The sequence below is a fragment of the Streptomyces sp. NRRL S-378 genome, assembly GCF_000720645.1.
Lineage (GTDB): Bacteria > Actinomycetota > Actinomycetes > Streptomycetales > Streptomycetaceae > Streptomyces.
In genome coordinates, this window is sequence record NZ_JOBX01000028.1 from 1 (window position 1) to 20,374 (window position 20,374).

Below are 20,374 nucleotides of genomic sequence, written 5' to 3' on the forward strand. Positions count from 1 at the left end.
GCCCCCCCACGGCAATCCCCCCACGCAGAAAACGGCACCGCGCGACCCGCGGGGCCGCCCGCACCACCCCCGGACACGACCGTGACCGGCACCGGAGACCGACCCGACAACCTCAGGGATCGCCCATGTTTCCCCTCTCCTCCTCGCAGGAGATCGTCTGGCTGCACGAGCAGATGCAGCCCGGCAGTCGCGCCTACAACTTCACCGCATCACTCGACCTGTGGGGCACGCTCGACACCGAGGCACTGCACCGGGGCCTCGCCGCCACCTTGGCACGCCACCCCGGCCTGCGCCTCGAACTCGTCGCCACCAGCGGATCCGTACCGGCGCAGCGGGTCGCACCGCAGTGCGCACCGAGGCTGCACACCGTCGACCTCAGCACGGAAGAGGACCCGGAGGCCGCCTTCGCGCTTCTCCTGCGCACCGAGGCCGAGACCCCGCTCGACACCTTCGAGGCACCGCTCATCCGCTGGACCCTCGTGCGACTGGCCGAGCGCCACCACCGGCTCGTCCACGTCGAGCACCACCTGATCCACGACGGACACTCCTTCGCGATCCTGCTCGACGACGTCTTCCGCGTCTACCGCGCCCACGTCCTCGGCGAGACCCTGGAGCTCCCGCCCGCCTCGTCCTACGCGGACCACGTCCGGGAGCGGGCCGCAGCCGCGTACGCCCCCGAGTCGCTCGACTTCTGGCGGGCCGAACTCCGCGACCAGCAGCACGACCTGCCGCTCCCGGGCCTGACCCGCCCCGGTGCCCGCCGCAGGCACCACGGCGGACAGCTGCGCCAGACGATCGGTGCCGATCTCGCCGAACGCCTGCGCGGGCACGCCCGTACGCGCGGCCTCACGCCCTTCGCCACGCTCCTCGGGCTCTTCGCCGAGCTCCTGCGCCGCCACAGCGGCCGCTCCCGCATGGTCATCGGCACCGCCGTCGGCAACCGCCCCCTCGGATACGAGGACGCCGTGGGCATGTTCGTCAACACCATCCCGCTGCCGCTCGCCCTGGACGCCGCCGCCCCCGCCCAGGACACCATGGACGAGGTCACCGACACCCTCATCCGGGCCCTGCCGCACCAGGACGTGCCCGTCCAGGAGCTGACCCGGGCCCTGGGCATGCACACCTCCGGCGCCGACAACCCGCTCTTCTCGGTCATGTTCAGCGCCCACGACGCACCGCTGCCCGAGATCGACGTTCCCGGCCTCGACATCACCCTCTTCGAAGGCTTCAACACCGGCACCACCCGCTTCGACCTCGACGTGGTCCTGCTCCCGGACGACCGGCGCGGCGTCACCACGCGCCACGGCGCGCCCGGCATGACGCTGGTCTGGGACTACGACACGGACCTCTTCGGCGAGGACGTGGCCCGCCTCGTCGCCGGCCGCTTCCTCGACCTGCTGCGCGCCTATCTCGACAGCCCCGTCACGCCACTGGCCGACCTCGCCCCGACCGCCGTCGAGCCGGCCGCCGAGGCCCCGCCCGTCCCGGCCGACCGCGATCCGCTGGACCCGGTGGCCGCGCACCACCCGTCGCTGCCCGCCCTGCTGTGCGGCGCCCGCCGCCTCACCTACGGCGAACTCGACGAGCGCGTCGGCGCGCTCGCCGCGCGGCTCAAGGCCGCAGGCGTGACGGCCGGCCGGCCGGTGGCCACGGTCCTGCCCCGGGGCACCGACTCGGTCGTCGCCCTGCTCGCGTGCCTGCGGACCGGCGCCGTCCACTGCCCGCTGTCCCCGTCCGACCCGCCGGCCCGGCTCGGCCTGCTGCTGGAGCGGCTCGCCCCGGCGCTGGTCCTGACCGGTGACGGCACCCCGGACCTGCCGGAAGGACTGCCGACCGCCCGGATCGACGCCCCGGTACTGCCCCCCGCGCGCGACGGCGCCGTACTGCCCGGCACCGCGTACGTCATCCACACCTCCGGCTCCACCGGCACGCCCAAGCCGGTCGCCGTCGGCCCCGCCGCCCTGGTGCACCACATGACGGCGACCGCCGACCGGTTCGGCCTCACCACCTCCGACCGGGTGCTGATGTTCGCCCAGCCGTCCTTCGACGTGGCGCTGGAGGAGGTGCTGCCGACCCTGCACGCCGGTGCGTGCCTGGTCCTGCCCGAGCACGAGGTGCCCACGGGCGCGGAACTCGCCGAGCTGCTCGCAGCCGCCCGGGTGACCGTCGCCAACCTGCCCACCAGCTACTTCCTCGCCACCCGCGAGGACCTGCGCCCCGCACTGCGCGATGAGAGCTGGACGCCCAGGCTCCTGGTCCTCGGCGGTGAACGCCTTCCCGCGGAGGCGCTGAGCGGCGTCCTCGCCGACACCGACGCCACCGTGCTCAACGTGTACGGCGTCACGGAGGCGGCCATCAGCTCCACCGTCCACGAGATCTCCCGCGACGACCTCGCGGAGGGCGCCGAGATTCCCCTGGGCACCGAGCTCCCGGGCGAGCGGGTCCACGTACTGGACGACCACCACCGCCCGCTGCCGACCGGGGCGGTCGGTGAACTCGCCGTCGCGGGGCCCGGCCTCGCCGAGGGCTACCCCGGCAACGCGGACGCGACCGCCGCCCGGTTCGTCACCGTCGACGCGCTCGACGGAGAGCGCGTCTACCTCACCGGCGACCTCGGATACCGCGGGCTCGACGGGCTGCTCTACTTCCTCGGGCGGCGCGACAACCAGATCAAGCTGCGCGGTCACCGCATCGAACTGGAGGAGATCGAGGCGGCGGCGTCCGCGGCGCTGGGCGGCCGCTCCTGCGCGGTCGTCCTGGACCGGCAGAGCGCGGGCGGGCCCCGGCTCGTCGGCTTCCTCGAATGCGCCGAGGACGGAGCCGACGGCCCGGCCTTCGACGAGAAGGCACTCCACGCCGAGCTGAGCCGCCGCCTGCCCGCCCCCCTCGTGCCCGCCCGGTGGGCACCCCTGGACAGCATGCCGACCCTCGCCGGCGGAAAGCCCGACCGTGTGGCGCTGTCCCGCCGAGCGGCGGCACTGGACCCCGAGGACACCGCGACGCCCGGGTCCGCGTCCGGGCACGAGGCCGCGTCCCGCTCCGGAGCCGCGTCCCGCGCAGACACCGGCACCGAGCACGAGCCGACGCCCGCCGCCGCGCCCGTCGATCCGATGACGGCCCTCCTCACCGAAGGCTGGCGCAAGGTCCTCGGCCACAGCCGGTTCGACGCCCGCTCCCACTTCTTCCACAGCGGGGGCCACTCCCTGCTGGCCGCCGAACTGGCCGCCTGGCTGGAGCCCCGGCTGGGCACGCGCCCGCCGCTGAAGGTGCTCTTCCGCAACCCGGTGCTCGCCGACCAGGCCGACGCCCTCGCCGCCACCACCACTGCCCTCGCCGCCGCCTCGCCCTCCACGGAGTCGTGATGATCCAGTCCCCGACCGAAGTGGTCCTTCCCACCATGCCCCTCGACAGTGCTGCCGCGCCGAGCATCGCGCACGGCCCCTCCGCCGAACCGACCCGGGTGCTCGCCCGCTTCGAGGACTGGGCCCGGCGAGCCCCGCAGGCCCCGGCGGTGATCGACTCCACCCGGACCTGGACGTACCAGGACCTCGACGCGGCGGCCGTGCGGGTCGCGGCCGCCCTCGGCGACCGCGTCCGGCCCGGCGACCTCGTCGGCGTCTGTCTCGACCGCTCCGCCGCCCTGGTGGTGACCGCCGTAGCCCTCGCCCGGATCGGCGCCGTCTACCTGCCGCTCGGCCCCCGCCCCGGCGAGCGCCGCACCCAGGCCGTCACCGAGGACCTCGACGTTGCCTGCCTCATCGGCGACCCCGGTGTCCTGCCCGGGGCACACCGCGGCGGGGAGCACGCCCCGCTGCCGCTGCCCACCGAGGGCGTCAACGCCCCCGCCACCGCGGTAGCGGCCTTCACCGACGCCGCCCGCGGCACCCGGCGCGCGCCCGAGGGCTCCCTGTACGCCGTCCTCACCTCCGGCTCCACCGGCCGCCCCAAGGCCGTGGCCGTGGCCGAGCCCTCGCTCTCCGTCGCCCTGGACTGGTACCGGGCCGAGACCGGCCTCGCCCCCGGCGACCGGCAGTCGCTGCTCATCGGCGTCGCGTTCGACCCGCACCTGCTGGAACTGTGGGCCGCCCTGACCTCGGGAGCCGCCCTCGTCCCCGCTCCGGACGACACCCGCTGGGACTCGCGCGTCCTCACCGACTGGTGGCGTAACACCGCCCTCACACACGCCGTGGCGGCCACTCCCACCGTCGAACCGCTCCTGGACCGGCCGTGGCCGCAGGGCCTGGAGCTGCGTCACCTCGTCGTCGGCGGCGACCGCATGCGCCGCCGGCCCGGCGCCGACGTCACCGCCACCGTCCACAACGCCTACGGCCCTGCCGAGGCCACCGTCCTCGCCACCGCCCACACCATGCGCGGCACCGACCCGGAGGCCGGCGACCAGGCCCCGCCCCCCATCGGCACCGCGCTGCCCGGTGTCACCCTCGTCGTCACGGACGAGGAAGGCCGCCCCGTCGCCCGGGGACAGGAAGGCGAACTGCGCGTCGGCGGCCACTGCCTGGCGCTCGGCTACCTCGACCCGGAACTCACCGCCCGCCGATTCACGGCGCCCCCGCAGGAAGCGGAACTCCCCGCGGTCGACCGCCTGTACCGCACCGGTGACCGGGTACGGATGAACGCGGACGACAGCCTCGACTTCCTCGGCCGCCTCGACGACCAGGTGAAGATCAGCGGAGTGCGGATCGAACCGGTCGAGGTGGAAGCCGCCTTCGAGCAGGACCCGCGCGTGCGCACCGCCGTCGTCACCGTGCTGCGCGACAGCTCCGGCCACGGCCGCCTGGTCGCACACGTACGGGCCGCCGACGGCGCCGACCCGGCGCCCGGCGAACTCCTCGACGCGGTCCGCGCCTGGCTCCCCGAGCAGGCCGTCCCCGCCGGAATACGGATCGTCGACGGCTTCCCGCTCGACGCCAACGGCAAGGTGGACCGGCCGGCCCTCGCGGCCCTGGCCCGGTCCGAGGACCCGGAGACGCACCGGCCCGGCACCGCGGGTGCCCCGGCCGGCACCGACGCCGGCGCCACGCCCACCGAGCGGCTCGTGCTGACGACCGTGCGAGACCTCCTCGGCCGGCCCGGCACCGGACTGGGCGACAACTTCACCGACGCCGGCGGCACTTCCATCATCGCCGCCCGGCTGCTGGCCGCCGTCGAAGCGGAGACCGGTGTACGCCTGCGCGCCCCCGAGCTGCTGCGCAGCCCCGACCTGCGCACCTTCGCCGCCCTCGTCGAACAGCGCCGGACCCCGCGCCCGGAAGGAGCCTGACATGACCGCGCCCCACATGACCGCGCCGGACACGACCGCGCCGGACACGACCGTGCCGCACATGACCGCGCCCGTCGCGACCGCGCCCGGCACGACCCCCGGCAGGGCGACCACCCTGCCGGCGCTCGTCGCCCGGCAGGCCGAGCTCACCCCCGACGCCCTCGCCGTCGTCGACGGCGACACGACCCTCACCTACGGCCGGCTCATCCAGGCCGGCCACGCCCTCGCCGCCCGCCTGCGCGAACACGAGGTCGTCCGCGGCGACCGGGTGGCGCTGCTGACGGCGCGCTCGTACCGGACCGTCGTGGCGCAGCTCGGGCTGTGGCTGGCCGGCGCCGTGTGCGTGCCCCTCGATCCGGCCCAACCCAGGCCGCGCACCGAGGCGATGATCGCCGACGCGGGCGTGACGCTCACCCTCGGCGACGCGAAGCTGCTGGACGCCGCCACTCTCCCCGGCCCCGTGCTCACCCTGCCCGAGGAGCCGCTCACGAGCGGCCGTCCGGTCGACGAGTCCGACCCGGACAGCCCGGCGTTCATCATGTTCACCTCCGGCTCCACGGGCCGCCCCAAGGGTGTCCTCGTGCCGCACGGCGCCATCGCCGAGCTGGTCACCGCGCCCGACTACGTCACCCTCACGGCCCGCGACCGGGTCCTGTTCCACTCGCCCATGACCTTCGACGCCTCGACGTTCGAGGTCTGGGTCGCGCTCGCGGGCGGTGCCGCGGTCGTCGTCTGCACCGAGCAGCGGCCCTCCCTGGAGGACCTCGCCCGGCACGTCGAACGGCACGGCGTGACGGTGGCGTTCTTCACCACCGCCCTCTTCCACCAGCTCGCCGCGCGCCGCTCCCGTGTCTTCGCCCAGCTCCGCTCGGTCGTCGTGGGCGGCGAGGCGATGGCCGCCGCACAGGCCCGCGAGGTGCTCACCGCCTTCCCCTGGCTGGAGCTCGTCAACGGCTACGGACCGACCGAGACGACCACCTTCGCGACCGCCCACCGGGTCACGGTGCAGGACTGCGAAGGGCCGGTACCGATCGGCCGGCCCATCGCCGGGGCCACGGCGCACGTCCTCGACGCCGCCGGCCGTCCGGTCGCCGAGGGCGGGCGCGGCGAGCTGTGGATCGGCGGCAGCAGGCTCGCCCACGGGTACACGGGCCTGCCCGAACTCACCGCCGAACGGTTCGTCGAGCATCCCGCCGTCGGCGGGCGGCTCTATCGTACGGGCGACATCGTCTCCCTCCGCGCCGACGGCATCCTGCAGTTCCACGGGCGCAACGACGACCAGGTGAAGGTGCGCGGCTTCCGCATCGAACCCGCCGAGGTCGAACACGCCCTCCGTGAGCAGCCGGACGTGGACGACGCCGCCGTGACCGTCGACGGCGCCGGTACCCCCGAGGCACGCCTCGTCGCGTTCGTCGTCGCCGCGCCCGGCCCGGTGCCCACCGGAGCGGCGCTGCGCGAGCGGCTGGCCGCGGTCCTGCCCGCCCACCTGGTGCCCGACGCGGTCACCGTGCTGGAACGGCTTCCCCTCACCCCGGCAGGCAAGGTCGACCGGCGTGCTCTCACCGGACGCGTACGCACCGCCGAGAGCGGCCCCGCCGACGAGCCGATGGAGATGACTCCCCTGGAGCAGGCCGTGGCCGAGGTGTGGAGCCGGGCACTGGGCACCGAGGTGACCCGCGCCGACTCCGAGTTCCTCCTCCTCGGCGGCCATTCCCTGCTCGCCCTCGTCGTCACCGAGGACCTGCGCGAGGAACTCGGCGTGGAGATCGCCCTCGCCGACTTCTTCGCCGCGCCGACCGTGGCCGCCCAGGCCGCGCTGGTCGAACGCGCCCTCCTCGACGCCCACCGAGACCTCCACCCCGAGACACCGGAGCACAGCGATGCCCACTGACGCCGACTCCGCGGCCCACGAGGACCGTCAGCAACTCCAGCGGGAACTGCTGCGCCGGGCCCGCGCCGGAACGGCCCGGCGCACGGCGGCCGGGCCCGCCGCCGCCCCGGAGAGCGCCACCGCCGCCGAGGCGGGAAGCGTCCCCGAGGCAGGAAGCGGGCCGGAGGCAGGAACCGGGCCGGAGGCAGGAAGGGTCCCGCTGTCCCGCGCCCAGCGCCGCATGTGGCTGATGGAACGGCTCGGCGGCGCGGGCGACTCGTACCACGTACCGTTCGCCACCCGGCTGCGCGGCCCGTTCGACGTGGCCGCTCTCGCCACCGCCCTCACGTCCCTGGTGGCCCGCCACTCCATCCTCCGCACCCGCTACGCGGAGCACGAGGGCGAGCCCTACCAGGAAGTGCTCCCGACGCCGCGGACGGTCCCCGTGCACGTCGTCGACTCCGACCCGGCGCAGGCCCCCGCACTGCTGCGGCGCGAGAGCGCCCGGCCGTTCGACCTCGCGGCCGGAGACGCCGTACGGGCCCTCGTCCTGCGGCACGGGCCGCAGGACCACACCCTGCTGCTGACGTTCCACCACATCGCCATGGACGGCGCGTCCCTGGAGACGGTGGCCGCCGAACTGGCCGTGCTCTACGCGTCCGCCACCGGCGCGGCGACCCCGCCGGCCCTCGCCGAGGCCCCGCAGTACGCCGACCACGCGCGCCGCGAGCACGACGGCCTGCCGGGCTTCGAGACGGACCTGAAGCGCTGGAGCGACCTGCTGGCCGACGCCGCCCCGCCACGCCTGCCCCGCCGGGCTGCGGACGCGCCGCAGACGGCAGTGCGGCCCGCGGCCGTGCACACCGTGCCGCTCGCACCGGCCGTGCCCGACGCCCTGCGGGCGTTCGGCGCGCAGCGGCACGCCACGCTCTTCGCGGTGACCCTCACCGCGGCCTTCGTCGCACTGCACCGCCTCACCGGCGACGAGGACCTCGTCATCGGCGTGGCCGGCACCCACCGCAGCGGAACCGCCATGCGCGCTCTGGTCGGCCTGTGCGTCAACACCCTGCCGGTACGCGTGGACGTCTCCGGTTCCCCGACCTTCGCGGCGCTGCTGCGACGCGTGAACGAGGCCCTCCTGGAAGCCCAGCGCCACCGGCACGTCCCCTTCGACCTGGTCCTCGAACGCCTCGGCGCCGGCGCACGCGGCGCCGACGGCACCGCGCTGGTCCGCGTCACCTCCGACGTCCTCGGCGAGCCGACGGTGCTCCGGCTCCCCGGCACGTCGGCCGAGTACGTCGACGTGCCCTCGGACGGCGCGAAGTTCACCCTGTCGTACGGTCTGGCACTGGACGACGCCGAGCAGCCGCGCGCACTCGTCCAGTACGACGCGAACACACTGGACGACACCGTCGCGGAGGCGGCCGTACGCGACTACGCGGCGCTGCTCCAGGCGGTGGCGGCCGACCCGGAACTGGCCCTGGGCGAGCTGCCCCTCCCCGGCCCGGAGCACGACGCCGCCCCCCGGGGCGGCTCCGCACCGGAAGACGGCGGCCACCCGGCCGCGCAGGCCCTGCGCGCCCATCCGGAGGTCGTCGACGCCGAGGTGGTCCGGCCCGGGCAGGGGCCGGCCGTCGCCTACGCCGTGCTGCGCGACAGCGTCGGCCCGTCCGGTCAGGAACTGCTGGGGCTGCTGCGCCGGTCGCTCGCGCCCGAGGCCGTACCCGCCGCCGTCACGGTGCTCGACGCCCTGCCGCGTACGGCCGCCGGCCGGCTCGATCCCGCGCGGCTGCCCGGGCCGTCCGCGCCGTCCGCGCCGAGCACTCCTGCCGACCCCCGGGCCGCAGCGGTCACGGAGGCCTTCACCGCCGTGCTCGGCCTCCTCCCGATGCCGGACGACGACTTCTTCGCCCTCGGCGGCCACTCCCTCAAGGCGGTTCAGCTCGCCGAACGGCTGCGCACGGACCTCGGGCTGCCGCTCACGGGACTCGACGTGCTCCAGGCCCGCACACCGCGGGCACTGACCGCCCTCCTCGGCGAACGGGCGGCACGGCAGAGCGCCGCGAAGGCCGCGAGCAGGCCGGCCCCCCGCTCCCGGGACGTCCGCCCGGGCACGGTGCTGGTCACCGGTGCGACGGGGGGCGTCGGGGCCTTCGTCGTACGTGAACTCGCCGCACAGGGGCGTCCCGTACTGGCGCTGGCCCGGCCCGAGTCCGCCCATCTGATCGCCGTCGAGGGCGTCGACGTCATCGAGGGCGACCTCTCCGACCCGGACGGGCTCCGGGACGCCGTCGCGCAGGCGGACGCGGTCGTGCACGCCGCCTGCACCTTCACCCGGCACGACGTGGACCTGGCGGCGACGCGGGCCATGGTCGACGCCTGGCGGCGCGGACCGTTCGTCTTCGTCAGCAGCGTCGACGCCTACGGCCACCCCGGTACGGACCGGGTCGCCGAGGAGTCGGCGCCGCACGAGCCGGTCAGCCCCTACGGGAAGGCCAAGCTCGACTGCGAGGCCATGGTGCTGCGCGCCGCGGGCACCGGGGGACGCGGGGGCGCGAGCGCCGTGCGGTCACCGATCGTCTGGGGTGCGCACGACCGGCTGCGCGAACAACTGCGCTGGGGTGCCATCGGCACGCTCTACCGGGCCGCACGCGAGGGCCGGCCGATCGAACTGCCACGTCCCGGAACCGGGGGACACGCCTGGTACGGAGCTGCCTGGGTGCACGCGGCCGCCCTGGCCCGTGCCGTGGCCGAGTGCCTGGACCGGCCCGTTCACGGCGTCGCCAACGCGTGCAGCGGCCACGTGTCCTGGCGCGACCTCGCCCAGGACCTCACGGAACTCCTGGGCACCGAAGCGGACTTCCGGGAGACGGGAACGGTCCCCCGGGACCTGGACCACCGCTGGCACTACGACAGCCGCCGCCTGGCCCGCCCCCTGCGGCCCCGCCCGGGCGAGGACCGGCGGACCGTACTGGCGGAGATGACCGCCGCCATGGCCCCCACCGGCTGACCCGCCGCGCGCCGGACCCGCCGTACGAAAGGTTCGGGCACCCCCTCGCGGGGGTGCCCGAACCGTCTCGGCGCGGGTCCGGACGGGCGGCGGTCGGGCCGTCGGGGTGGTGTCGCATCCGCGTCGGGGGGATACGCGGAACACAGTGGACGGGCGGCACACGCCGCACGGACAGGTGAGAGGTGGTCGTATGTCCGCATCCTCGGACGTGACGGACGGGACCGACGTGCTGGTCGTCGGGGCGGGTGTCGCCGGGCTGGCGTGTGCCCGGGATCTCGCCGCGGCCGGCGTGAGCGTACGGGTGGTGGAGGCGGGCGACGCGGTCGGCGGCCGGATGCGTTCGGACCGGACCGGGGGCTTCGTCGTGGACCGCGGGTTCCAGGTGTTCAACACGGCCTACCCCCAGGTCCGGCGCAGGTTCGACCTGAAAGAACTTCGGCTGAGGCCCTTCACGCCGGGCTTCCTCGTCCACACTCCCACCGGCAGACTCAGCTTCAGCGATCCCACCCGCCGACCGCGCGCGCTGCCCGAACTGCTTTCGGGCCGCCTTGCCGGCCCGCGTGACGTGGCCGCCCTCGGCCTGCTGTCCGCCCGCGACATGCTGCTGCCCCCCGGCCGGCTCAAACGGCGCCCCGACACCACCGCCCGCACCGCCTTCGCCGACGCGGGGATCTCCGAAGAGTTCGTCGAGAGGTTCTTCCGGCCCTTCGTGTCAGGGGTCTTCCTGGAGGACGAACTGGAGACTTCCGCCCGGGTGTTCCACATGGTCTGGCGGAGCATGCTGCGCGGAACCATCTGCCTGCCGACCGAGGGCATCGGGGCGGTCCCGCGGGCCCTCGCGGCCGGCCTGCCCGAAGGTGCCGTACGGCTGGAGACTCCGGTGACCGGGCTCACGGACGACGGCGTGCTGACGGCAGCGGGAGTGGAGATCCCCGCGCGCGCCGTCGTGGTCGCCACCGGACCGGGGCCCGTCTCGATGCTGCTGCCCGAGGTCACCCTGCCCGCCTACCGGATCGTGACGACGTACTACCACGTCGCTCCGCGATCGCCCCTCGGCGAGCCGACCCTGCTGGTGGACACCCGCCGCCGCTTCCTCAACACCTGTGTCCTCAGCGACGTCGTGCCCGCCTACGCCCCGCCCGGCCACACCCTCGTCGCCACCTCGGTGCTCGGCCGGGACGGGCAGGGCCGGGAGCGCGAGCTCCGGGCCGCGCTCGGCGAGGCGTACGGGACCGGCACGGACGGCTGGGACCTGCTCACCGTGCGCACCATCGAGGACGCGCTGCCCGCCATGCCGCCACCGCATCCGCTGACCCGTACCACGCGGGTGGCGCCGGGCCGGTACGTGTGCGGCGACCACCGTGCCACCGGTTCCGTCCAGGGTGCGCTGGCCTCCGGCGCGCGGGCGGCCCGTGAGGTCCTGCACGAGCTGCGCGAGCTGCGCCGCCCGGGGGGAGCCGAGGGAGCGGGCGTCAGCCGGTACAGGTGATCGAGAAGGGGACGGGATGGGAGAGGGCGCGGCTCGGGCTCTGGAGTTCCACGGCCATCCCGGTGGTCAGGGTGCCCGTCTTCGCGTACGCCGTCAGCCGGATGGTGTCGCGGCCGGTGGGGTTGGCCTTGTCCCCGATCGACAGGGTGCGCCATCGGGGGTCGACCACCGAGCCGTCGCCGGACACCCAGCGGTAGGAGATCAGCGTCGGCTCGGTGGCGGTGAAGGTCGCCGTGAACGCCGGGGCCCGGCCCTCCGGGATCGGGCAACTGCCGGTGTAGGCCGTGTTCGTCCCCGCCACCGACACCCGTACGCCCGAACCACCCGTACCGCCCGGGCTGCCCGCGCCGTCGTCGCCGTTGCCGGCGAAGGCGTAGGCGAGCCCGCCGGCGATCAACAGGCAGGCGGCCGCGCCGACCGCGACGAACGCCGCCGCCCGCTGCCTGCGCGGCGGGGCGGGGGCAGCGCGGCGCCCTGCGGGCCGCCCGGCCGGGGACGCAGCCGTAGCGGTGCTCGCGCCCTCGGGCCGGAGCCCCACAGCAGGGCCGCTCTCCTCGCCGGTCGGCTGGCGGGAGTCCGCGGCGGTGACGTCCGTGCCGCCAGCGATGTCCCCCAGAGCTGCTGCGACTTCGGCGGCGGGGGTCCGCTCCGCAGGCTCCTTGCGGAGCAGTCCGGAGATGACCGGGCTGAGCGGGCCGGCGCGGGTCGGTGTCGGCGGTTCCTGTTCCACCACGGCCCGCAGGGTGCTCAGCGCAGTGTCGTGCCGGAACGGGGAGATCCCCTCCACGGCCGCGTACAGCAGCACGCCGAGGGACCACAGGTCCGACTCGGGACCCGAGGAGCGGCCCAGCGCCCGTTCCGGCGGCAGGTACTCGGGGGAGCCGACCACCTCGCCCGTCATGGTCAGGGCGGTGCTGCCCTCCACCATCGCGATCCCGAAGTCGCTCAGCACCACCCGTCCGTCGTCGGAGAGCAGCACGTTCGCCGGTTTCACGTCCCGGTGTTCCACCCCGGCGGCGTGCGCGGCACGCAGCGCGCCCAGCACCTCCGCGCCGATGCGCGCGGCCTGCCGCGGGGGGAGGGGGCCTCCGGCCCGCAGCAGGTCGGCCAGCGACTGGCCGCGGATCAGTTCCATCACGATCCACGGCCGGTCGTCCGCCACGACCACGTCGTGGACCGTGATCACGCTGCGGTCGTGTATCCGGGCCGCCGCCCACGCCTCCCGCTCCAGCCTGCCGTACATCCGTGTGACGTCGTCGGACCCCAGACCGGCCGGGGCCCGTACCTCCTTGACGGCGACCTCCCGGTGCAGGATCTCGTCATGAGCCCGCCACACGGTGCCCATGCCGCCCTCGCCGAGCCGCGACAGCAGCCGGTAGCGGCCCGCGATCAGCACGTCCGCGCCGGCCGCCCCCGCTGCCGTCCCCGCGGGTGCCGCGGCGGTGCCCGCGCCGGACGTCGCGGTGGTCGCCGCGAAGGCGGTCTCCGCCAGGGTCTCGGACTCTTCGTTGTGCATGGGGGCGGTCTCCCTCGTATCGCCGGCCGACGCGAACATCACGTACGGCCTCAGGAGCCGGTTCAGGGGGACTCAAAGATTCTCGAAAACGGTTGAACCGAACACGTTCTCGATGGCGTGTTGACGGCGTACGAGCAATCGGCGTCATCGTTTTCAAGGGGTGTGAAGTGCCTTCGGTCATCGTTGGGCGCACGGGTCCGTTCGCCGGGCAGAGCGTGGTCCTGGGCGGCGAGCCCCTCAGTTTCGGGCGCAAGAGCGACAGCGGCGTCGTGATCGTCAGCCCGAGCGCCTCCCGGCTGCACGCCGAGATCCTCGCGGAGGACGCCGGTTTCGTGCTCCACGACCGGGGCAGCCGCAACGGCACGTACGTCAACGACCAGCGCGTCACCCGGCACGTCCTGCGGCCGAACGACTGCATCCGGATCGGTGATGAAACGTTCCTCTATGAGGGGCAGGACTCCATGGAGACGGTCATGGACCTCTCCCTCGTGGACCTCCCCCGGGCCGGCACCGCCGACCCCGGCACCCTGCGGGTCACCGTCACCGGCGGAGGCCCGGTGGGCCTCGCCTTCGCCCTGGCGCTCGACGAGATGCTGCCCGGCCGGACCGCCATCACCGTCTACGACGGGCGCTGGACCAGGAGGGGCAGCGCTGTCGTCTGGAAGGACGAGACCCAGGGCAACGTCCGTCGCATGCAGGTGGTGACCGTCCAGAGCCGGCAGTACCTCGCCCTCTCCGAGGAGGTCAACGCCGCGTTGTTCGACGATGCAGGCGCCTACAGCGAGATGTGGCCCGTCGGTCCGGACTCCGTCGACGGCCACCCGCCCCGCAACATCCGGATCGCCCACATCGAGGACCGGCTCCTGGACCTCGCGAACCGGAGACCGGCGATCCGGCTCGTCCCCCGGCGGTTCGACGCCGCGGAGCAGCAGAACCGGATCACCCAGGAGCACGTCCTGGTCGTCTGCGAAGGCGGCCGCTCCCGCACCCGCGAGCACTACGCCGACCGCTTCGGCGCGGCCGACGCCTCCATCTACTCCCTTGACGGCGAGCACCTCCAGGACGTCGTGCTGGGACTTCGGGTCAGCTCGAGCCTTCCGGACCCGATGAGCGTGCTGCTCACGGTGTCGCAGAACCGCTTCCTGCTGAACTCGCTGCGCGGCGAGGGCTTCCTGAACATGAGACTGACCCGGGAGGAGGCCCGGAACGTCATCGGCATCGACCCGGTCCGCCACGTCTTCGAGGAGTGCATCGCGTCCCGACCCTGCCTGATGAGCCGGCAGGAGGAGGAAGGCGAGTTCCGCTGCCCCACTCACGGCACCCTCTTCCTCCCCGCCCTGCTGCGCAGTTCCCCGCTCTGGAAGGAGATCCGTCAAGGCCTCAGCCTGTTCGGCGTGGCCGAGGAGGACCTGACGGCGATCACGTCGTTCCGCCTCGACATGGTGCAGCGCCCGCGGTTCACCGCGCAGCTCCACCGGCCGACGGCGACCACTCCCGGCACCTACGGCTTCCTGCTCGGCGACGCGGCCAACGCCATCCACTTCTGGCCCGGCCGGGGCCTTAACAGCGGCCTCGCCTCGGCCACTTCGCTGGCCCGTACGCTCAGTCGGGCCTGGCGGGGAAGACCGCTGCGGGACGCCGACTTCATCCGTCACGAGGCAGCCATGTCCATGCTCCAGTACCGGCACAAGAGCCGGGCATGGAACGCCATGGTCACCACCGACGACCAGGGCGTCACCCGCGCCGTCAGGGACATCATCGCGCGCAGCGCGGAGCCCGGCGGCACGGCCGGTACCGCGGACGGGAGCGACCTGGACGTGCTGCTCGACCGCATGGCAGAGATCCGCGACCGCCTGGCGCCGCGGCTGCCCGGCCTGCCCACGGACGGGGAACTCCGCGCCCACCTGGCCAGGATCGCCCCCGCAACCCTCCGCACCCTGCGGGAGAGCGGCGCCTGGGACACGCTGATCGTCGGGGGAGAGGAGGCCGACATCGACCTCTTCTACCAGTCGGACTCCCCGGTCTACGTCCCCCGCCCGGCCGACCCCCGAAGCCTCCTGCTGCCGCAGGCCTAGCGCTCCCCTCGACGGGTGTCGGCCCCTTGACCGGACCGCACGTGCGTGAAGTCAAGGAGACCGGGCCAGGGGGCCCCTGGTGTGGATCCAGGTTGGTGGTGCGACCTGTTGCGGGGCCTGGCAGCCGCCGATCCTCGGTTCGAGCAGTTCGGCCAGCCGCAGCGGGGTGCGGTCCTCGAACACCGGGCCGGTGAGTTGCACTCCCACCGGCAGGCCGTCGGGGGACCGGCCCGCCGGTACGGCGGTGGCGGACAGGCCGGGCATGGTGGCCGGACCGGCCCAGACCAGATGGTCGAGGTACGGATACGCGACGCCGTCGATGTCGATCCGGCGTTCCGGCAGATCCGGGTTGTGGTCGTGCGGGAACGCCGGGGTCGGCGTGACCGGGCACCCCACGGCGTCGAACTCGGCGAAGGGCTGCCGCCAGCCGTGACGGTGGAGCTCGCGACGGTCGTTCGCCACGATCCAGTAGCTGTGGCTGAACACCATCCCGTGCAGCCGCGCCGCGCCGCGGCTCCGGTCGTCCGCGCCCAGCCCGGCGGCGAGGGCCCGTATCTGCTCGTAGGCGTCGACGGGAAGCCGCGCAGCGGTACCCCGGAGCAGCAACTGCGGGGAGGGCGTGGCGGCTTCGGCCAGGTCGGGCAGCAGCGTGGTGTGCCGTTCGACGCGGGCGCCGCCGTCGGCCAGTGCGTCGGCCACCCGGTGCACGCCGGGCCGCCCGGCGGACCCGGTCGGAAGGAGCGGATGCCCGTCGAGGACCAGGACCCGGAAAACGCTCAGCTGCCGGTGACGTGCGGCCGGCAGCCGCAGGTCGTGCGCCACGCCGAGCGCCAGCGGGTCCGGCCCGGCCGTGACGTCGAGCAGGAGCGTGAGGTGGCGGGCGGTGCGCGCCATCGGGCCGACGACGGCGAGGTCGACCGGCAGGCGGCTTCGGGCGTGATGTCCGGCTGCTCGGTGGCCGTCCTGCGGGCCGTGTGCCCTCGTAGGCCGAACGGACGGGCACACGCTGGGGCGTGAGGGGAGAGCGCGCGTGCCCCCGTACGCCTGGAGCGCACCACGGGAGGGGTGTCGGCACCAGGTCCCGGCCCCGTCGTCAGCGGGCAGCGGAGCCCACGCGGATTGTCACTCTATTCCCGCCTTCGGATGGCTCGGGTAGGTTCGTGGATCTTGGCGTGCTTATGCTTCACCCGCTATGACGGAAAGTAACGACGCTCACACGTTACGTGAGTCGGCCGATGTGGTCGTCCTCGGTGCAGGCCCCGCCGGGCTCGTCCTCGGCGTCCTGTTGCACACCGCCGGAATCGACTGCGTCATCCTGGAACGTGCCTCCCGCACCCATGTGCAGACCCGGACCCGAGCCGGGTTCCTCGCCCCGAACACCGTGCGGATCCTGGACCGTCACGGCCTCGCCGAGGGCCTGCACAGCAGGGGCAGCCGCCACGGCACGTGCGAATTCCGCACGGAGGACGGCCGGTTCCGCCTCGACTACGGGGCCCTCGGCGACGGCGGACACCACCACGTCTACCCGCAGCAGAACCTCGTCACGGACCTCCTGACCCACTACCTCGACATCGGCGGCCGCATCCGCTTCCACGCCGAGGCGGTCGTCGTGCGGGACGCGGACGGCGCGCAGCCGTACGTCACGACGCGCGAGCCCGACGGCCGCCCCGCCCGGTGGAGCGCCCGCTACGTCGCCGGCTGTGACGGCAGGCACGGGGCGGCCCGCCGCTCACTGCCACCGGGCACCGTCCGCCACCACCATCACGACCACGGCGTGACCTGGCTCGGCCTGCTCGCCGAAGCCCCGCCGAGCCTCGACGCCGTCGGATACGCCATCCATGCCCGAGGCTTCGCCGGACACATGGCCCGCACCAGGGACGTCACCCGCTACTACCTGCAGTGGCAGCGCGGCACGCCCGCCGACCACTGGTCCGAGCAACGGATCTGGGACGAACTCGACGTCCGCATGCGTGCCGAGGACCACGGGCCGCTGCGCCGGGGCGGACTCCTGGAACGCGCGGTCTTCGACCTGACCTGCGACGTCGTCGAACCGCTGCGTCACGGCTCGCTCTTCCTGGCGGGCGACGCGGCGAGCCTGCTCGCCCCGGCCGCCGCGAAGGGCGCCAACCTCGCCGTGCTGGAGGCCGAGATCCTGGCGGAAGCCCTGACCGGCGCCCTCGCCCGGGGGGACACCACGGGACTCGACACCTACTCGGACCGATGCCTGGCGCACATCTGGCGTGCGCAGGAGTTCACCGGGTGGATGACCGGCCTGCTGCACGCGACATCCGACCGCGACCACGGTGCCGGATCGTTCTTCCTCGCCGCGCTGCAGCGTTCGCGGCTCAATTCGCTGCGCACCTCGCGCATCCACCAGGAGTGGTTCGCCGAGAACTACGTCGGCGTGTGACCGCCCCCCCCCGCAGCACCCCTTGTTCGTCCTACCCTCCGCCCTGCCATGCCTGGGCCCTGACACGCCCTGCCCTGCCCCGTACCAGCCCTAGGACCCCCCACGATGACGACGACCTTCCCCGACAAAACGTTGCTTCCTGACGACACCGCCAGCCTGCGCGCGGCGGCGCGGTTCGTCCGAGAGCACGACAGCGCCGCCCTGCTCCCTCTCCTCCTGCCCGGACTCGGTGGCCCGGACCTGCAGGCGCTGGCCGGGCACTGCCGGTTCGCCCACGCGGGGTTGCTGCTCTTCCCGCCGGACGCGGACAGCCTCCGGGCCCAACTCGCCTTCTGCGGACTGGCCGTCGACACCCCCTCCCACCCCAGCGTGGTGGTCCGGGAACGCCTCGCCCGGCGCCACGGGCGCGACCCCGCGGAGCTCGACGTCCGGATCCTGCGCCCGCAGGTGCACGGCCGTCACGGGCAGCGGCGCGCGGTCGAGGTGTTCGCCCTGACCGTGCCATCGCACTCGGTCCTGGAACCGATCGCCGCCCACGAACGCACCCACCAGCACGAGGCGCACCTCGCCTTCGAGATCGAGGACCCGGAGCCGCTGGCCCTGCGCGGCCTGTGCGCGATCCTCGTCCGTCACGGAGCGAGGCCCGACGGCGGCGGCTACAACCCCCACGAGGACGGCACGGTCCTCTACTTCACCCTTCCCGCCGACGCGGCCTGCGACTACGGGCGGCTGGAACTCTACGCACGCGGCGACCACCGGGACACCCTCGCCGCCCATCTCGACCACCCGGGCCACCCGGGCCACCCGGGCCACCCCGGTCACCCCGGTCGCGCAGAGGACCCGTACGACCGGATCCGCCGCGGCGGGCGACAGCCGGCCGAAACGCTCCTCCACCTCCTCACCGGCGCCTGGACGACGCAGGCACTCGCCGCCTCCGCCCGGCTGGGCCTGCCCGACGTCATGGACACGCGTACCGCGTACCGGACCGAGGACCTCTCCCGGCTGACCGGCACCGACCCCCGGAGCCTGGCCACGCTCCTGCGCTACCTCACCATGCTCGGCGCCGTCGCCCAGGAGCCGGATCCGGAGCCCGATCAGGAGGCGGCCCCGGAGCCGGACCAGGAGCCGGACCGCAAGCAGGAACGATTCCGCCTGACGGAGCTCGGTGCTCTGCTGCGCGCGGACGCACCCGGTTCGATGCGGTCGCTGGCCCTGATGTACGGCGGCCCCTTCTACCGCTCCTTCGGCGCCCTCGACCACGCCGTGCGCACCGGACAGCCGGCCTTCGACCACCTCTTCGGCGAGAGCCACTTCGACCACTTCGCCCGCGACCCCGAACTCGGCCCGCTCTTCGACCAGTCCATGGCCGCGAGTTCACGGATGTTCCACCCGCTCCCCGGCCATCCGGTCATCACCGCCGCCGCCCGGGCGCACGCCCCGGCGACCGTCGTCGACGTCGCCGGGGGGAACGGAGAACTCCTCGGCCGGATCCTCACCGCACACCCGCGCCTGCGCGGCACGCTGCTCGAACGCCCGCACGCCGTCGCAGCCGCCCGTCGCCGGCTCGACGCCGCGGGCTGCGGCGCGCGCTGCGACTACCGGGCCGGCGACTTCGCCGACGTGCCGTCCGGCGGCGACGTCTACGTCCTCTCGCGCGTCCTGCACGACTGGGACGACGACCGCTGCCGCGAGATCCTTCGCCACTGCGCCCGCGCGATGCCCGCCCACGCGGACCTGCTCGTGGTGGAACGTCTCCTGCCCGCCGACGGTTCCCCCTCGCTGGCCACCGCCTGGGACCTGCACATGCTCTGCAACGTCGGGGGCCGCGAACGCCGCGCCGACCACTACGCACGCCTGCTCACCGACGCCGGCCTCGAACTCGTCGGCCACAGCCCCCTGCCGCTGGACGCGCATGTGCTGCACGCCCGCAAGGCGGCAGTGGCCGCCGTGGCCGCCGTACCGGATCCGGTCACCCGGCGGAGCTGACGCGGGGCGGCCCTCCGGCGGAACACCCCCCGGGTGAACCCGTCGGAGGTCCGGCCGGGTCGCGCGGATCGTCCGGTACCTCCGGCGCCTCCGGCCGTTCGTCGGGGAGCGTCGGACCGACCGGACGCCGGTGGCCCGGGCCGGACGTGCGCCCGGGGCGCCCCAAGGCGACCCCGGCCAGTACGGGTGCCAGCCCGCCCAGTTGCCGGCCCGTCAGTACCTCGCCCGCGACCACCGTTCCGAGCAGCACGCCCGTGACCGGATTCAGCAGCCCGATCAGACCCACCGTGCCGGCGGGCAGGCGGCGGAGCCCGGCGAACCAGGCCGTGAAGGCCAGTGCGGTGGCGACCAGGCCCACGTAGCCGTACGCCAGCAACGCCGACGGGGACACCGGCGGCGGGGCGCCCTCCACCGCCACGGCGACCGGCAGCAGAAGCAGGCCGCCCGCGGTGAGCTGCCAGGCGGTCGACGCGAGTACGCCGTCACCGAGGTCGGCCGCCGCGCCGGTGGTGTTCCACCGCTTGGCCAGGATGTGACCGAACGACGACACCAGCACCGCCCCGGCCGACGCCAGGACGCCGGGCATGCCGATGTCGTCCGTGCCGCCCAGGAGCATGAGACACACCCCGCCCAGCCCGACCAGCGCGCCCGCCAGGTGGGCGAAGCCGGGCCGTTCGGCCACCAAGGGCCAGGCGCGGCGCTCGAAGCGTTGCTCGCCGGCTGGCTCCACCGGCTGGGGG

Annotated in this window: 10 protein-coding genes and 1 pseudogene; 8 read left to right on the forward strand and 3 right to left on the reverse strand. The window is 74.4% G+C overall.

The window, feature by feature from the left end; all coding sequences use genetic code 11:
* Positions 1 to 125: 125 nt before the first annotated feature.
* The 5 genes from IH80_RS0120240 to IH80_RS0120260 all read left to right on the forward strand — a co-directional run bounded on the left by IH80_RS0120240 (position 126) and on the right by IH80_RS0120260 (position 11,647).
* Positions 126 to 3,362: a non-ribosomal peptide synthetase gene (locus IH80_RS0120240; protein WP_030962235.1), complete on the forward strand. Its 3,237-nt coding sequence runs from the start codon at positions 126 to 128 to the stop codon at positions 3,360 to 3,362.
* The gene (locus IH80_RS0120245; RefSeq protein ID WP_234432304.1) at positions 3,362 to 5,278 is read left to right on the forward strand and encodes a non-ribosomal peptide synthetase; all 1,917 of its coding nucleotides are present in this window, start codon (positions 3,362 to 3,364) and stop codon (positions 5,276 to 5,278) included. Before IH80_RS0120240 ends, IH80_RS0120245 begins: the two co-directional genes overlap by 1 nt.
* Before the next feature lies 1 nt (position 5,279).
* On the forward strand, positions 5,280 to 7,169 hold the full coding sequence (locus IH80_RS0120250) for a non-ribosomal peptide synthetase (protein WP_234432305.1): 1,890 nt from the start codon (positions 5,280 to 5,282) through the stop codon (positions 7,167 to 7,169).
* Positions 7,159 to 10,158: a condensation domain-containing protein gene (locus tag IH80_RS0120255; RefSeq protein ID WP_030962238.1), complete on the forward strand. Its 3,000-nt coding sequence runs from the start codon at positions 7,159 to 7,161 to the stop codon at positions 10,156 to 10,158. The genes IH80_RS0120250 and IH80_RS0120255 overlap by 11 nt, the downstream gene beginning before the upstream one ends.
* A 190-nt stretch (positions 10,159 to 10,348) precedes the next feature.
* Positions 10,349 to 11,647: an NAD(P)/FAD-dependent oxidoreductase gene (locus tag IH80_RS0120260; protein ID WP_051809600.1), complete on the forward strand. Its 1,299-nt coding sequence runs from the start codon at positions 10,349 to 10,351 to the stop codon at positions 11,645 to 11,647.
* Here the strand turns inward: IH80_RS0120260 and IH80_RS0120265 are convergent.
* Positions 11,631 to 13,163 carry a serine/threonine-protein kinase gene (locus IH80_RS0120265; RefSeq protein WP_078906655.1) on the reverse strand — a complete coding sequence of 511 codons (1,533 nt, stop codon included), beginning with the start codon at positions 13,161 to 13,163 and terminating at the stop codon, positions 11,631 to 11,633. The two genes, IH80_RS0120260 and IH80_RS0120265, sit on opposite strands and share 17 nt — an antisense overlap.
* A gap of 167 nt (positions 13,164 to 13,330) precedes the next feature.
* Here IH80_RS0120265 and IH80_RS0120270 point away from each other — a divergent pair, with 167 nt between their 5' ends.
* Positions 13,331 to 15,238, forward strand: a complete 1,908-nt coding sequence (locus IH80_RS0120270) for an FHA domain-containing protein (RefSeq protein ID WP_030962242.1) — start codon at positions 13,331 to 13,333, stop codon at positions 15,236 to 15,238.
* Positions 15,239 to 15,289: 51 nt separating this feature from the next.
* On the opposite strand, the pseudogene IH80_RS0120275 reads toward IH80_RS0120270, so the two are convergent.
* Positions 15,290 to 16,216, reverse strand: a pseudogene (locus IH80_RS0120275) (amidase family protein); the annotation flags it as partial.
* Positions 16,217 to 16,430: 214 nt separating this feature from the next.
* On the opposite strand from IH80_RS0120275, the gene IH80_RS0120280 reads away from it, so the two are divergent.
* Together IH80_RS0120280 and IH80_RS0120285 are read left to right on the forward strand one after the other, a co-directional pair.
* Entirely contained in the window at positions 16,431 to 17,648 is a 1,218-nt protein-coding gene (locus IH80_RS0120280) for a 4-hydroxybenzoate 3-monooxygenase (RefSeq protein WP_199819284.1), read from the forward strand.
* Positions 17,649 to 17,753: 105 nt separating this feature from the next.
* Positions 17,754 to 19,634 (forward strand): methyltransferase, encoded by a 1,881-nt coding sequence (locus IH80_RS0120285; RefSeq protein WP_037880565.1) that lies wholly within the window; start codon positions 17,754 to 17,756, stop codon positions 19,632 to 19,634.
* Here IH80_RS0120285 and IH80_RS0120290 read toward each other — a convergent pair.
* Positions 19,618 to 20,364, reverse strand: coding sequence for a DMT family transporter (locus IH80_RS0120290; RefSeq protein WP_420708817.1), 747 nt, complete (start codon positions 20,362 to 20,364; stop codon positions 19,618 to 19,620). The genes IH80_RS0120285 and IH80_RS0120290 overlap by 17 nt on opposite strands.
* Between the last annotated feature and the right edge of the window lie 10 nt (positions 20,365 to 20,374).

Excerpts from the sequence above, each read along its gene's own strand:
- IH80_RS0120240 (WP_030962235.1), top strand. The coding sequence starts at position 126 with ATGTTTCCCCTCTCCTCCTCGCAGGAGATCGTCTGGCTGCACGAGCAG.
- IH80_RS0120245 (WP_234432304.1), top strand. The coding sequence starts at position 3,362 with ATGATCCAGTCCCCGACCGAAGTGGTCCTTCCCACCATGCCCCTCGAC.
- IH80_RS0120250 (WP_234432305.1), top strand. The coding sequence starts at position 5,280 with ATGACCGCGCCCCACATGACCGCGCCGGACACGACCGCGCCGGACACG.
- IH80_RS0120255 (WP_030962238.1), top strand. The coding sequence starts at position 7,159 with ATGCCCACTGACGCCGACTCCGCGGCCCACGAGGACCGTCAGCAACTC.
- IH80_RS0120260 (WP_051809600.1), top strand. The coding sequence starts at position 10,349 with ATGTCCGCATCCTCGGACGTGACGGACGGGACCGACGTGCTGGTCGTC.
- IH80_RS0120265 (WP_078906655.1), bottom strand. The coding sequence starts at position 13,163 with ATGCACAACGAAGAGTCCGAGACCCTGGCGGAGACCGCCTTCGCGGCG.
- IH80_RS0120280 (WP_199819284.1), top strand. The coding sequence starts at position 16,431 with ATGACGGAAAGTAACGACGCTCACACGTTACGTGAGTCGGCCGATGTG.
- IH80_RS0120285 (WP_037880565.1), top strand. The coding sequence starts at position 17,754 with ATGACGACGACCTTCCCCGACAAAACGTTGCTTCCTGACGACACCGCC.